Raw genomic sequence first — 13,450 nt, 5'->3', positions numbered from 1 at the left:
ACATCGAGTGGGAACACCTACTGACATGGATGGGAAAACCCCAGCTCACGGCACTGACATCCCGATGGGAAGTCTCAGATACGAAATCGGGAAACCGATACCGAATCGTCGAACCTACATAAAACGTATAAATCGGGCACGTTCCGTGGCTTGGGGGTTTGTCACTCACGGTTTCTGCGGGGTCGGTGCTGATAATTGCCATTAGCGCACCATCTCGCCCGAAACCCCAGCTGAGCGCGTTTTCCGGTAGAAACCTGTCCGAACAGGGCGGTAGGCTCCCGGTTCGTGCCCGACAACCTGCTGATGCGCCACCCGGACCCCTTCGACGCCTCCGCGTCGACCGCCTCGGAGCCCGCCACGCCGTCCGTGCCGGTCTTGCCGGTCGAGACCCTCACCATGGTGGCCGGGACGGCGGCGCGGTCGCGCTCCGAGTCGACCCGCCGCAACTACGCCACCGACTGGCAACGCTTCACCGCCTGGTGCGCCCGGGAAGGCCACGCCGCGTTGCCGGCGCATCCCTTGACGGTTGCCGCCTACCTCCACGACGCGGCATCGACGGTGTCGGAGGCGGGGGAGCGGGCCTACTCGCCGGCGACGTTGGCCCGCTGGGTCGCCGGGATCGGCCACTACCACCGCCGCGCCGGTCATCCCGCCCCGGGAGCGGACGAGCTCGTGGCCGCGACCTTGTCCGGGATCCGCCGGGACTACGCCGCGGCGGGGCAGCGGCCCCGCACTCCCCGGGCGCCGCTGCTCACCGCCGACATCGTCACCATCGTCGACAAGGCGCGGGCGGACAGCGGCAGCTGGGCCGACGAGGTCCTTGAACGCCGCGACAGTGCCATCCTGCTGCTCGGCTTCGCCGGCGCGTTCCGCCGCAGCGAACTCGTCGCGCTCACCTGCAGCGACGTCACCCTCCATCGACTCGACGGCCTGCACATCCGCCTGCGCAGATCCAAGACGGATCAGGAGGGGCGGGGGAGTATCCGGGCGCTGCCGTTCACCCACAGTCATGCGAATTGCCCGCCCTGTGCGTGGCGGCGGTGGGCGCAGGTCGTCGCCGCCTTCGACACCGGGGGCCGCCCGGCCGTCATTCGCCTGCTGCGCACCGCCGAGCCGTTCGAAGCACATGTGTGCCGGGGGTCGCGGCCGCGTATGGTGCCGTCGTCGCCGTGGTTGCGGGCGATCCGGAAGAACGGCAACCTCTCCGACACCGCCTTGTCGGGGGCGGCGGTGCACCAGGTGATCCGGCGCCGCGCCGCGCAGGCCGGCTACGACCCCGAGATCGTGCAACAGTTGGGTGGGCATTCGTTGCGGGCCGGGTTCGTCACCCAGGCCTTCCGCAACGGCGCCAGTGCGCACGCGATCATGCGCCAGACCGGGCACAACACCCCGGCCATGCTCGAAACCTACGCCCGCGAACACGCCCCGCTGATCGGCAACGCCGTCACCAACCTCGGACTGTGAGTGCGATGAGCAGCACCGATGATGGAGTCATCCGCCGCAACATGGTCCACGATGCCGCCCTGGGCCTGGTGATCCCGGCCCGCTACCGGCACGATTGGGCGCTGTTCGTCGACTGGTGCGCCGCCACCGACCGCAGACCTATCCCTGCCGCGCCGGACTCTCTCGCACTGTTCCTGCACGAACACCCCGCCGCAATCGCGACCCAGCGGCGCCGGCTCTCGGCGGTCAACGCCGTGCACACCGGGCACGGCTACCCCGCCCCCGGGCGAACCGAGACGGTGCGCCGGCACCTCGATGCCACCCGTGCTTCGCGTCTCGACCGGCTCGGACAGCTACTGCTGCAGCGCGCCGTCGGGTTGCCCACCACCGGCTGGCCGAGCGGACTGTTCGGCCGCCGCGACGCCCTCTTGCTGGTCCTGGCCGCGACCGGCATGACCTTCACCGACATCACCCGGCTACGCCGCCGCGACCTCCGCCTCGACGGAGACATCCTCGTCGCCACGACCCGGACCGGCGAACGGTTCCGGATCGCACCGGATCTCGAGACGGGGGACACGCCGGCCGCCGCGATCTATCGGCGATGGGCGGAGATCCAGGCGTTCCTCGACCAGTATCCCGGCACCCACCTGCTGCGCCATCACCTCACCGACCCGGTCGATGTCGTCGCGGATCCGCTCGATGCGGAACAGGGCCGGCAACCGTTGCTACCTCCGATCGACCGCTGGGGACACCTCCCACACAACCAGCCGATGACCGCACAGTCGGTGTCGGTGCTGGTGCGAGCGCATCTGTCCGGCCATGCTCCTGTCCGGAAGGTGCTGCCGGTGCGTCCTCCGGACGACGCCGAGGTCTGGGTCGAACCCCAGATCGACCTCGACCCCGACTACTACGAACACGGCACTGCAGCCCGACGCCGCGACCACGAGAACCTTGAGGATCTCGCCGAGGTCTTCGACGAGATTGAAGCCCGCGCTGATGTTCTGTTCGACGAACTTTTCGCAGTATTAGACGGGTTGTAAGGCCGCCTCGCCCCGGTCCGCAAAGGGTGCGTTCGACGACTCTCATGGCGAGTGAAGGCCTTACCGGTCCCGCAAACAGTGTCGAGGTTTGCCGCGCTTGCTGCCGGCGATGAAGACCTTGTCAATGGTGACACCCTTCCGGAAGCGCTACTCGTGCCGATTGGTCTCGCCAAATGGGTCCGTCTGATCATCCCGGTCCGGTCATCGATCCTCCAGCGCGGCTTTGGCCTGCTCACCAATCGATTGGCGAAGTGGCGAACCGGCCTTGTCCCAATCTTTGTCGGACCATAGATGTACGTTAAGTCCGAGTTGGTCCTACGGAGGGAGCACGAAAATGGTCAATTCTGGTTTCTCTCGAACACCGGACAAGATCAAGGTTGCGGTGCAAGCTACAGACGAGAAGTTCGTCTTCGGCACGAGAAAGAATTTTACTTCGAGAAAAGAATTTGAATCGTTCGCCTCCACGCTGGGCCTGAACTATGATTCATCCTTAGAGTCTTATTTCGGAACGCCTTCAGAAACTCTCGGCCAGTGGAGCAAGTGGAATATTCAGGGAAGATTGGTCACCCGTAAAGATCTCCCCAAAGAGGAGAGAGACCTAGGAGGGTGGAGCTACCCGTACTTCGGGGATCCCTCTAAAGGCTACGGTATTGCCCACCGCGTAGCTAAGTGTTATCCGCGGGAGACGTGGTATGGAGAGCAATTACAGGCTTCTGTTCGCGTGCTGGAAGAGAACGGGAACATTTCGGCAGTTTGCGCTGTGGAGAAATCACTTCCTCCATCAGTTGACCCGGATTCCCGATCCGTTCTCTATGCGGCAAGCCTTGCCCGCCATTGGTTCGGCAAGGCGGAAGTACTCGAACTCGACAAGACCGGAACCGTCAAGCTTCCTACGGAGGCCCTTGACTGGGAGGTATTCCCTCCCGGTACAGCCGAGGACGATAAAGAATTCCTATCTTCCAAGCTGACTCACAGGGCCTCGCCAACGGTGGTTTCCGAAGCGGTGTCCCGAATGGTTGAGGTTAAAAAACTTGGCCCTAAAGAAATGCTGATCGGTAATTCTGGGCTAGAAAGCTATCTAGGGTTTAAATTTGATGACCATTTAGTGGTTTTTGAAAACATTAGACACGGAAACGCTTTGTACATATTGAAGGAGAATTGGAAGGATCTGAGCAAGCTATCCAGAACCGAACTTCTAAAGAGCCACAGGTCGGAGATAATTCGAATTATTCACAACAAGGGATGGGAGAAAAGACTTCAGCATGAAATAAATCTAAGGAAAGCCTGACTGCGCAGTGTAGAAGTCAGTGTCGCGTTCGCAGGCGACCAGGTCGATGCCGAGGCCGGGTTTGCCGTCACGACCGGGCCGGTCGATCCACCGACATGCCTGGTCGTACCGCTGCGAGAGCATCGGATCGAGCTGGAAGTAACGGACCATGAGCAGTTCGAAGCGGGTGCCGCGTTCGGAGTTCGACGGGGCCTTGCGGAACGCTTCGATCACCTCGTGTACCGATGCCACGTGCTCTCCCTAATGCTCGACGGGGCCGGGCCCGCTGTCCTGCATATTCGAGGGTAGACGTTACCGGTGCTCATCACCGCTTTGGACGCCCCTTCGGGCTTGTGGGCCATCTTCCTGGCTGGCGGCAGCGACTGCCCGTGTACGCGGCAGTTCGGACGAGTTCCGAAGCGTTCGACAGTCGCAACAAGGCGGAGACTAAACTGCCCTCAACCGTTCACTTTTCGAGCATCGGAACCGTCCAACCTTCGAGCGCCGTCAACAAGTGGATAGCCTGTGACGATGATCGACCACGACGAAGTGGTGCGACTATATGGGGCTCTTCGCGGTTAGCAGTGGCATTGATGCCGGCTGGGTGCGCTCCGCCGGGAGCGGCGGGTGCACGCCCACCGTACCCGGCGGCGTTGATTCTCCGGATTGCGGAACCCGAACGCGATCCGGCCGACGTGCTTGACGATCCGGTTGTAGCCTTCGCTGCGTGCGTTGGTCAGGCCGGTCCGAACAGCTCGGATGATCGGGTCTTGCCAGGTCTCCACGGTGCGCGCGAGCGCGGTGACCTCCGGGATCGGGCAGGCGGCACAGAACTTGTAGAACCGATACAACGCGGCCCGGATCTCGTACCGCAGCCCACCACGGGCGGTGCAGGCCAGCAGGTCGCGTAGTAGCTCCTTGGCGATCCAGGCGGCGGCGATCTCCTCGCTGGGGTCGGCGGTCAGCAGCTTGGTGAACAGTTCGGTGCGCTGCTCGAGGGTGAGGGTCTCGGCGCCGCGCAGCAGCCGACGTCGGTTGATCCACTCGACATCGCTCTTGCGAGTATTCATCTCCAAGACGCGCCCGCTGTCGGCAAGGGAGCGCATCGCCGCTCGAAAGCCCTCCTTGAAGCGTCGGGGATCGAACGGTCCTTCTGTGACACTTGGCCACGAACGGACCGCGTAGTCGATGTGACAGAACACCTCGAACTCATCGGACCCGGCGACCATCCGGGGAATCTCCTCGAGGTATGCCCAGATCACGTCGTCGGCGGGCCACATCCGGAACAGGGTGTTGGGCTCGTAGCGGTCGTCACCGACCTTGAGAGTGTGAAGAGAACCGTTGACCCGATCGAAAGGGACACATCGACCAGCATCGATGCCCGACGACCGAACAGATGGGGTTGGCCGAACTCGACTCCGGCGAGGATCGTCAGGTCGGGAAACCGATGACGGCATCGGTCGATGCTCTCGCGGTAGCCGGCCACGTCCAGAGGCGGTGGTCGCAGATACCCGTCGGGGTCGAGCATGCCTTGCTGGTGAGACATCAGGTCCTCGGGTGTGGTGCGCCATGCATCGTCGAAGTCGAAATGCTCGGTAAAGACCACCGCCGGGAGACCGATCGCGGCGGCGCGTTCACACATCGTCTCCATCCGGCCGGCGGCGAGCGAATTCGGGCCGCCGGTATCCCAGGACCATTCGCTGTGGACGTGACTGTCGGCAGGCAGGGACATGGCTCGATGCTCGCATGGCCTGAACCCATTCTCCGATCCTCGGGGCTCGGGTGTGCTGTCCGACGATCGTCAAACAGCACACCACTCCCGTCCCCGCCAGCTTCCGCTATCATGGGATTAGTTGAGATTGTAGTTTAATCATTAGGACTAAATCATGGACAGTTATAGCGAGTTGCGAGCGGCGGTAGTGGACGCCGGCGTCTACACCACGACGATGGAAACGCTGAAGCGGATCCAGGACGCGGGACGACTGGGGATCCACGTCCGGTCCGCCATCAGCCGAGCCCTGGCCTCCCACGGGATCGGGCACCTCCCTGCCGAGTTGCCTCCCAATCAGGACGACGAAGTCCGCCTCTACCTGCTCGGCACCCCCATCGCCGATGTGGTGAGCGCCGTCCTGACCCCCAGTGAACGTGGGGATGCGATGTTGCGTTCCGTGGGCTCGTCCGATGCTCAGGAAAAGCTCGCGGTCATCCGCGATATCGTGTGCGGTTCCTCCACTGAAGGAGCGTGACGTGACGGCACCTGCCGAGGATGTGGGGGCGGGCCGTGCATGTCTTCGTTGACGAGTCCAAGCGCGACGACTACATCCTCTGCGCTGTGACCGTCGTGCCGTCCGGCGTAGACGAGATGCGCAAACGGATGAGAGAGCTGTGCCCTAAGGGAAGCAGTCGAATCCACATGAAGTCCGTGGACAGAAAGACAGCACCCAAGATCGTGACCGAGGTCGCGAAGTTGAATGCGGACAGTCGCCTCTATGTGGTCAAGGCACGCAAGCTTTCCGAACGTGAGGCGCGGGACCTCACGCTCACTGCAGCGGCTCACGATTTGGTGGAGCTGTCGGCAAGTCGTGTGGTCATCGAGTCGTGCGATCAAGATCGAGAAGACAATCGGGTGATCCGGCAGGCGGTAGGTCCGCAAGCCCCGTTCGAGTACCTTCACGATCGCCCGAACAATCCGTTGCTGTGGCTTCCCGATGTGCACGCATGGGCGTGGGGTCGGGGTGGGTCCATCCGCCGCAAGATCGAGCATCGCATCGAGGTCATCACCCTCTGAGATACGCGAAGGCCCTCTCCGGATGGAGAGGGCCTTCGCTACGTGTGATGGGCACGCAAGGCTGGAAACCACCTGGTGGAGCTGCCCCGAGGGGTACTTACGCTCCGGAGACCTCCTACACGAACCACTTCCCTCGACTACTGTCTCGGGCACCACGTACTGTACCACTTTTGTACCGTTCCAGTACTGCTCCTGTACTAGTTTCAGCGCTACCTCGACAGCATCGCCGTAGGCGATTGATCAGTCAGTTTCGAATCCAGCCTGGTCGAATTTGAGGACGGTGGCGTTCTCGCTGACCGTGCGGATTTTGTTCTCGTCGAATCCGTTCGGCGTGGTGGCGGTGATCTCGATCCGGACTTCGAGGTGGACACCGTCTGCGGCGGCGAGGTGTTGGATGATCTCGTTGGTGATCTTGTTGAAGTCGCGGGCGTAGAAGTCGGGGTGCAGGGCGGTGGACCCGAAGAATCGGGTTTTCGCCACCGGAGTGGTACCTCCCGTTTCATTGCCGCTACCCATGCGTGTGGCCGTGGTGGTCTGGACCATCGCACCGGAGGCCGGTGCGTCCTCTTCGTCGCCCGCGGACGCGTCAATTTCGTGCTGAGAGGCGATCTCGCCCTGGGTTGCCTCGAATTCGGCAAGTTCGCGTTCGCGTTGCGCCTCGGCTCGCTCAGGCTGGACCAACAGCAACGCATCGGTAATCTGCGGCACGGTTACCTGATCGGACGGTAGCACCAGTCCGAGATAGTTCTGTCCGTCCCAGTCCACAGCCAGGGCAAATCCGGTCTGCTGCCAGAACATCTCGCGAGATACCGACTGCACCCCGTCCTCGAGGACGGTGCGATCGCGCAGCCTCGCCAGATACGGGTAGGTGGTGTAGTAGTTCCACAACTGGCCGAAGCTGATGTGTCCCTCGCGGTCCCAGGCGGCCTTGAGGGTGCCGGACAGGTCGTGGCGGATTAGACCAGCGCTGCGCTGCAAGGTCAGCAGCGATTCGTTGCGCAACTTCGCTGCAGCGCGAGCAGCCAGATCGGTGGTGGTGCCGTCGGCCTTGAACGCTTCGATCTCGAGGGGCTTCTTGGCCTCACGCTGGGTGGGAACGAGCACCCAGTGATAGGTCTGCAGCAACCGGTCGGCGACGGCCTGATCGTGGGTGGCGACCCGGTCGACGGCCTGCTGGCGTTGCGCGGCAGTCAGGTTCAGGTCCTTGTCCGCGTTGTCGCGGATGTAGGACCAGGCCAGAAAGTCCCGGACCGCGCTGTCGAGTTCGGCCCAGCGGGCGTCGTCGGCGGCAAGGAAAGCGACCATGTTGCGGTGGGTACGGGCGGCGCTGCCGCGGTGTTCGGTGACGTCCTTAACCCAGACCGCTGCCGGAGAGTCGGCCTTGGCTTTGCGGTTGTGTAGATGCGCGGGCGGCACGATCACCAATCGCACCTCCGGTACGTCCGGCACGTCCGCCGACGAGTCAGGGGCGACGTGTACGCCGGCGAAGCCGTCCGACGCCGTCTTGCGGTGCCCTTGCAGTCGGCGCACGACCTCGGCCCATACGTCCTCTTTGTGGAGGCGTTCGGCGTGGTCGCGGGCGGTGCGGGTGGTGTTGGCCTGGGTGTCGTACCAGTACAGCGACCCGGAGTTGTAGAAGTAGGTGGCGGTATTGGCCAGGTGGTTCAGCGCCGAATGGAAGTTGCCCGGCACGTCCCCCGGTAGGGCGGTGCCAAGGAAGATCCGTTGCTTGTCCAGGCCTTTGTGCGCGGAGGTGAGCGTCGGGGTGGCGCCCATGAATACGGTGCGGGCCAGGCGTTGGGTGGTCAGGCGTTGGCCGAGTAGCTGGTTGGTGTTGTCGACCTGGGCGGGGGCGGAGTTCGGTCCGTCGACGTCGGTGTCGATCAGGGCCTTCCATTGGTCGTCGAGGTACTGGGTCAGTTCGGTGACGACCTTGTCGGCGCGTAGTGGGATCGATCCGGGCATGATCAACGGGGCGGTGTCGTTCTCGCGCCAGAGTTGACCGACGATGACGTTCATCAACCGCAGGACACCGCGGGTGCGCTGGAAGCGTTCGAGGGTGGACCAGTCTTGGTAGAGGCGGTCGAACAGCTCCGGGTGGATCGGATAGGAGCGGCGGATGCGTTCTTCGTAGTCGAGTTCGCGGACCTCGCGGGGAAAGTCGCTGCTGTTCTTGACGTAGAACGCCACCATGGCTTTGGCGGTAGCGTTGATCTTTGCCAGGGCGGTGCTGTCGGGGGTTTCGAACAAGCGGCGCCGGACGATGTGGAAGCTTTCCTCGGCGTTGGCGGCGCGCCACTGCTCGGCGACCCGGCCGACGGCCTTGCGCAGCATCTTCAATGCTTCGCGGCCGTTCTGTCCCCCGACTTCTTCCTCGTCACCGACGTACTCGCCGTCCTTCATCTCCGCCGAGGCAGGGATGGAGATCAGCACCAACGTGCCCGGGACAGCCTTAGCGGCCTCGGTGAGGGCTTGGGCGAAGGTGAACTGGGCATCGAAGGTGCCGTCGGGCAGCTCTTCGTGGCCGAACAACAGGCGGGCGTAGGCGACCCATTCGTCGATGAGGATCACCGATGGGCCGAACCGCAGGAACAACTCACGCAGGGCTTCGCCGCTGGGATTGAGCCGGTTGGTGTCGGATTCGGCGACCATCGCATAGCCTTCGGCGCCGCCGAGGTGCCAGGCCAGCAGCCCGCCGATGGTGTTGATGCGGGTGCCGTCGGGCATCACCTTCACCGCACCGGCCTTGATCTGGGTGCCTACCAGCGCCACCCGGCGGGCAGAAGGCAGTTCGGTGCCGGCGAGCAGATCTTGGACTTCCTGCGGATAGTCCACCAACGGCCGGCCGGATGCCAGATGCCATACCGCGAGCATGGAGTGGGTCTTACCGCCACCGAAGTTGGTTTGCAGGTTGATGATCGGCGCGGCGTTCGGGTCCCCGGACAATCTCTGCATCGCGGGAACGAGCAGATCCTTCAAACCTTCCGTCAGATAGGTGCGGGCGAAGAACTCCACCGGGTCGGTGTATTCGGGGTCGCCTTCGCCGCGGGAGACCATCGCCAGGTCGGCGGCGAATTCGGCGGCGTGAAAGTTGCCGCTCTGCACATCCTGATGCGGGCTGAGCACCAGTCGCCACGGTTCGAGACCGTCGCCGCCGATCTCCGCTGCCGCGGAGGTCTTGACGACCTTGCGGTCCTGCTTTTCGGAGCTCAGGCGCATGAGTTCGATCCGTGAGCGGCGGGCCTCATCGGCTCGGTCCGGAGCCCCGATGGCCCGCAGGAACCGCTCAGCGGTATCGAGGGCCCGATAGGCATCGTCGGCGGTGAACGATCCGTTGTGCGCCCACGTGTTGCGCACGTCCCTGAGCTCCGTGGCCCAGGATTGCTCGGTGCGGGAGAGGTGATCGGTGAACGGATACCAGCCCTTCTGGATCTGATTGGGGATCTGCTCGGTGATCATCCGCAGGCCGTTCTGCGGATCGGTGCGCACATACGTCTTCGACGCACCGGCACCCTTGGCCTTGTCCCGCGCCGCCAGTAGCGCCGTCCAGTCCCCACCCTCCAACTTCTTGGCCAACACGTAGGTATGGAACTCGTCCAGCGCAGGACCGAGAAGCTCGAAGATCCGACCGATCCGGTCGCGGTTGCTCACAGCCATGACAAGGCTCCTTCTAGGTGCCCAGCATCAGCTGGGTCGAAGCATTGCGGGACTCGGCGACGATGTCATTCCAGGCCGTACCGAGTGAGTTGAATTCGATCGCAATCTGGGTGCGCTTGAGGTCTTCGGCGATCGTGAACAGCAGGAACGCCAACTCCTTGCACAGATCTCGATCGATCGACTCCGGCACCCGCGACAGCAACGCAGCCGCGGCCGGTACGCCCTTCTCCGTCAGAGCGCGAGACAGGTGCATGACCACTTCCCACGTGCTGATGTGCGGGTCGGTAGCCGGGTCGTACTCCCTGTCCGAGTAGTCCGAGTAGATCGCCCCTAGCGCCTCAGGGGAGAGCAGCGCAACCTTGCCAGCACGACTGGTCAGGATGCCGGACCGTTCCAAGTGCTCGAGGGAAGCGTTACGGGCACGGGCCATGTTGTCGGCATCACCGAACATACCAGCGTCGAACCCGTACTGACGGAACCATGCGATCGCGAAACGAGTGTCCGGGTCGAAATCGCCTTCCTGTTCCGCGAGGACCTCGTCGAGGATCTCATTGATTCGGGCCAACGCTGCACGCACCGTCATCTTCGATCCGTCGTCCGTCAGCACACCCGAGAATCGGGAGAACACGGCCATACCTGGACCAATAGCTGCCTGTGGAAGGTCCACCGGTGCAATCGCGCCTTGCTGCAACTCACGCAGTGCATCAGGTAACTCGTCCTTCAACGCGTTGATAAAGCCGCGCCGATCAATGGTAGGGGCGTCCGTGTCCCGGGGCCGTAGCGCCAAGACGATGGACGAAGCGAGAGCGTTCGTTCCCTGAGACAACATCCGATTGCTGAGTTCGCTACGCATAGGCCACGTAGCCGTGATTACCCAGCCAGACCGAATCATTCCTTCCAGGAGCGTTTCCCAACCTGTCGAGGATTGTCCACCCTCATTCGCGTCCTGCTGTTTAAACGCGTAATAAACAGTTATAGGAAATTCCGGCATAGCCACCTCACGCGCACGCTGGAACACTTCCCGAAAACCTTCTTCGAAAAATTTCTGCGCGCCTTCCCTACCATTATGCCGATAAGGGTTGGCGACTAATTCCTCCGCCTTGGGAACCAGTATCGATCCCATCAAACCGGGGTGGATCGACCGCAATGAACGACGTAGCCATACGTAAAAAAAGTCAGACAAGTCGGAGTAGCCGATATTGTCATAATAGGGGGGGTCTGTCGATATAACACAATTCTGGAATGAACGCTCCGCGGCCGAAGCCTGAACCGCAAACCCTACCGTTTCGCCGGCGATACGGATACTCTTTGCAATACTGTTGAGGCTAACCGTATACGAACCTGCAGCATTACCAAATGGGGTAGTTTCACCAAAATCCCAGATCATAGCGATAGCCTGTCGGGTAAACAGGTGCCGAATTTGCGTTTTTGTAACCTCCCAAGCGCACAGAGAGTTTGCGATATCCGCAAGTCGACTGACACCAAGGCCCAGATACGTTGCTACTGCATCTGCGTAAGCTGCTGCTCCCGTGCCGCCATCTTCAAGTCGATCGCCGATCGACATTCCCGCTGCCAAAGCATCTGCAAGGATGCGCTTGCGCGCTTCTGCCACAAGATCACTGAACGTCGTGAGAGCGGTGAGCTGACGCAGGGTGAAAAGGTCAGCGAAAGTTGTCATCCCATAGTTGGGCGTTTTGAAGTCTCTTGGGTTGCTCGCCAGATCGCCCTCTGGTGCGTCTTTCGGTCGAGCCACCTCGGCAGCCGCTTCATGTTCAGGGGTGGGTTCCAGATAGATCCGAGTCCGGTCGCCCTCTGCCACAGTCGCTAAAAGCTGCGCGCCCATTCTTCCAGCACGGCCTTCAGAACGTATATACTTCAAATCAACAGCTGCTCCGCAACCAATGCAAATTGCTCCCGTACGCCCAACTGTACCGCTGTCCTGCTTTGTTGGTGCACCATTAAGGCCGTATCCGATTGAGAATTTAACCTTGCCGTCTACAACTCTTGGGATGACGTAGGCCTCTTTTCCCTTCTTCTTGCTGAGCCACCATTTGCTGGTCAAAGGCATCGCGATACCACAGGCAGGATTGGGGCAGGATACGGTACGAGCCCAAATCCATGCAATGACGGTGGCTTCCGATCCGTCCGGCAATAGAGCCTTCGGATAAAGGTGACCAATCAACTTCTCGGCTTCATCCCGCATCCACTGTCCGTAACGGCGGACGTCCTCTGCGAGTCCGGTTGCCTTGGGCCAGGTGGTGATCTGAGCATCCGCTGCCCCGGGGAACACAGGGGGCTGTCCAGAAAATTTCGGCGGAATCTCAATCAACGCCTTGTTGATAAGCACTGCGACCGGGTTGAGGTCAGAAGCGTGTGCTTCGAGACCCAGACGCTGGGCTTCAAGCGGGATCGACCCCCCTCCGGCGAAAGGGTCCAGGATCGACGGCGGATTCCCCTCAGTGGAGGTAAGGATTTCTTCGTGCGCTCTGCGCAGCAGGTTTTCGTCGTCAACGTTCTCCCATACCACCAACTGCTCGATGATCTCGTGCAGCCGTTTGCGTTCTTTGTCGACAGACTCCTCGGTAGGAAAGCGATCGGGATGAGAAGACGGGTCGTCAACGAGCTGGGCAAAAAGCACTGCGCGAGCGGTGGCGAGAGGCTTACGGGACCACCACAGGTGCAGGGTGGAGGGGTGTCCGTGGCGGATCGATTTTTCCCGGGCCGATTCGGCGTTGATTTTCTCGAGTGGAAGCGCGACCTCGATGAGTTTGCGACGGGGAACTGCGGTGGTGTCGGTAGTCACGAGGTGGGGTCCTTCTCTACGTACATCGGTGCTGCAAGAGCGTGGTTACGGGAAACGGCTCTGTTGCAAAGATTGGCGGCAGTCAGAGGTAGGCTGTCGCTCTGCGCCGATCAGGCGGCTGCTGCGAAATGGTGGTTGAGCATGCCCATGGCCTCCGTCAGCGCCGAGGGCCCAATGCCAAAAGCTCTCTCCACAAGGCGCACCTCGCCCCTGATGCCGGGCTGCAGGCACCAGGGGCGAGCCTGTCCTTTGCGCAGGGCTCGCATGACTTCGAATCCCTTGATCGTGGCATAGGCCGTGGGGATCGATTTGAAACCGCGCACCGGCTTGATCAGTATCTTGAGCTTTCCGTGATCGGCCTCGATCACGTTATTGAGATACTTCACCTGCCGGTGGGCCGTCTCCCGGTCCAGCTTTCCTTCGCGCTTCAATTCGGTGATCGCTGCACCATA

9 protein-coding genes and 2 pseudogenes are annotated in these 13,450 nt (G+C 62.0%); 5 read left to right on the top strand and 6 right to left on the bottom strand.

The genetic code is table 11. The features are described 5' to 3' along the window. The first annotated feature begins 285 nt into the window (after positions 1-285). From NVV99_RS25610 to NVV99_RS25600, 3 genes are all read left to right on the top strand, one after another. The gene (locus NVV99_RS25610) at positions 286-1,464 is read left to right on the top strand and encodes a tyrosine-type recombinase/integrase (protein ID WP_260783222.1); all 1,179 of its coding nucleotides are present in this window, start codon (positions 286-288) and stop codon (positions 1,462-1,464) included. A gap of 5 nt (positions 1,465-1,469) precedes the next feature. Then, positions 1,470-2,483, top strand: a complete 1,014-nt coding sequence (locus NVV99_RS25605) for a hypothetical protein (protein WP_260783221.1) — start codon at positions 1,470-1,472, stop codon at positions 2,481-2,483. 334 nt (positions 2,484-2,817) lie between these two features. Continuing rightward, the gene (locus tag NVV99_RS25600) at positions 2,818-3,771 is read left to right on the top strand and encodes a hypothetical protein (RefSeq protein ID WP_260783220.1); all 954 of its coding nucleotides are present in this window, start codon (positions 2,818-2,820) and stop codon (positions 3,769-3,771) included. Here the strand turns inward: NVV99_RS25600 and NVV99_RS25595 are convergent. The 3 genes and pseudogenes from NVV99_RS25595 to NVV99_RS25585 all read right to left on the bottom strand — a co-directional run bounded on the left by NVV99_RS25595 (position 3,757) and on the right by NVV99_RS25585 (position 5,482). Further along, positions 3,757-4,002: a hypothetical protein gene (locus NVV99_RS25595; RefSeq protein WP_260783219.1), complete on the bottom strand. Its 246-nt coding sequence runs from the start codon at positions 4,000-4,002 to the stop codon at positions 3,757-3,759. The two genes, NVV99_RS25600 and NVV99_RS25595, sit on opposite strands and share 15 nt — an antisense overlap. Before the next feature lie 326 nt (positions 4,003-4,328). Next, positions 4,329-4,811 (bottom strand): annotated as a pseudogene (locus NVV99_RS25590) (transposase); the annotation flags it as partial. A gap of 197 nt (positions 4,812-5,008) precedes the next feature. Beyond that, the gene (locus tag NVV99_RS25585) at positions 5,009-5,482 is read right to left on the bottom strand and encodes a PHP domain-containing protein (RefSeq protein ID WP_260783218.1); all 474 of its coding nucleotides are present in this window, start codon (positions 5,480-5,482) and stop codon (positions 5,009-5,011) included. Between the two features lie 154 nt (positions 5,483-5,636). Here NVV99_RS25585 and NVV99_RS25580 point away from each other — a divergent pair, with 154 nt between their 5' ends. Together NVV99_RS25580 and NVV99_RS25575 are read left to right on the top strand one after the other, a co-directional pair. Next, entirely contained in the window at positions 5,637-5,996 is a 360-nt protein-coding gene (locus tag NVV99_RS25580; RefSeq protein ID WP_039584627.1) for a hypothetical protein, read from the top strand. A gap of 35 nt (positions 5,997-6,031) precedes the next feature. Continuing rightward, positions 6,032-6,538, top strand: coding sequence for a hypothetical protein (locus NVV99_RS25575; protein WP_260783217.1), 507 nt, complete (start codon positions 6,032-6,034; stop codon positions 6,536-6,538). Between the two features lie 240 nt (positions 6,539-6,778). On the opposite strand, the gene NVV99_RS25570 is transcribed toward NVV99_RS25575, so the two are convergent. The 3 genes and pseudogenes from NVV99_RS25570 to NVV99_RS25560 form a co-directional block, all read right to left on the bottom strand. Continuing rightward, complete coding sequence (locus NVV99_RS25570) at positions 6,779-10,195, bottom strand: Swt1 family HEPN domain-containing protein (protein WP_260783216.1); 3,417 nt, start codon at positions 10,193-10,195, stop codon at positions 6,779-6,781. Positions 10,196-10,208: 13 nt separating this feature from the next. Next, on the bottom strand, positions 10,209-12,998 hold the full coding sequence (locus NVV99_RS25565) for a DUF1156 domain-containing protein (RefSeq protein WP_260783215.1): 2,790 nt from the start codon (positions 12,996-12,998) through the stop codon (positions 10,209-10,211). Positions 12,999-13,108: 110 nt separating this feature from the next. Then, a pseudogene (locus NVV99_RS25560) lies at positions 13,109-13,450 on the bottom strand (IS6-like element IS6100 family transposase); the annotation flags it as partial.

Origin of the sequence: Rhodococcus sp. PAE-6, assembly GCF_025290685.1 — a bacterium.
Classification (GTDB): domain Bacteria; phylum Actinomycetota; class Actinomycetes; order Mycobacteriales; family Mycobacteriaceae; genus Rhodococcus; species Rhodococcus pyridinivorans.
The sequence above is the reverse complement of the archived record's forward strand: the minus strand, read 5'-3'. Positions and strand labels throughout refer to the sequence as shown.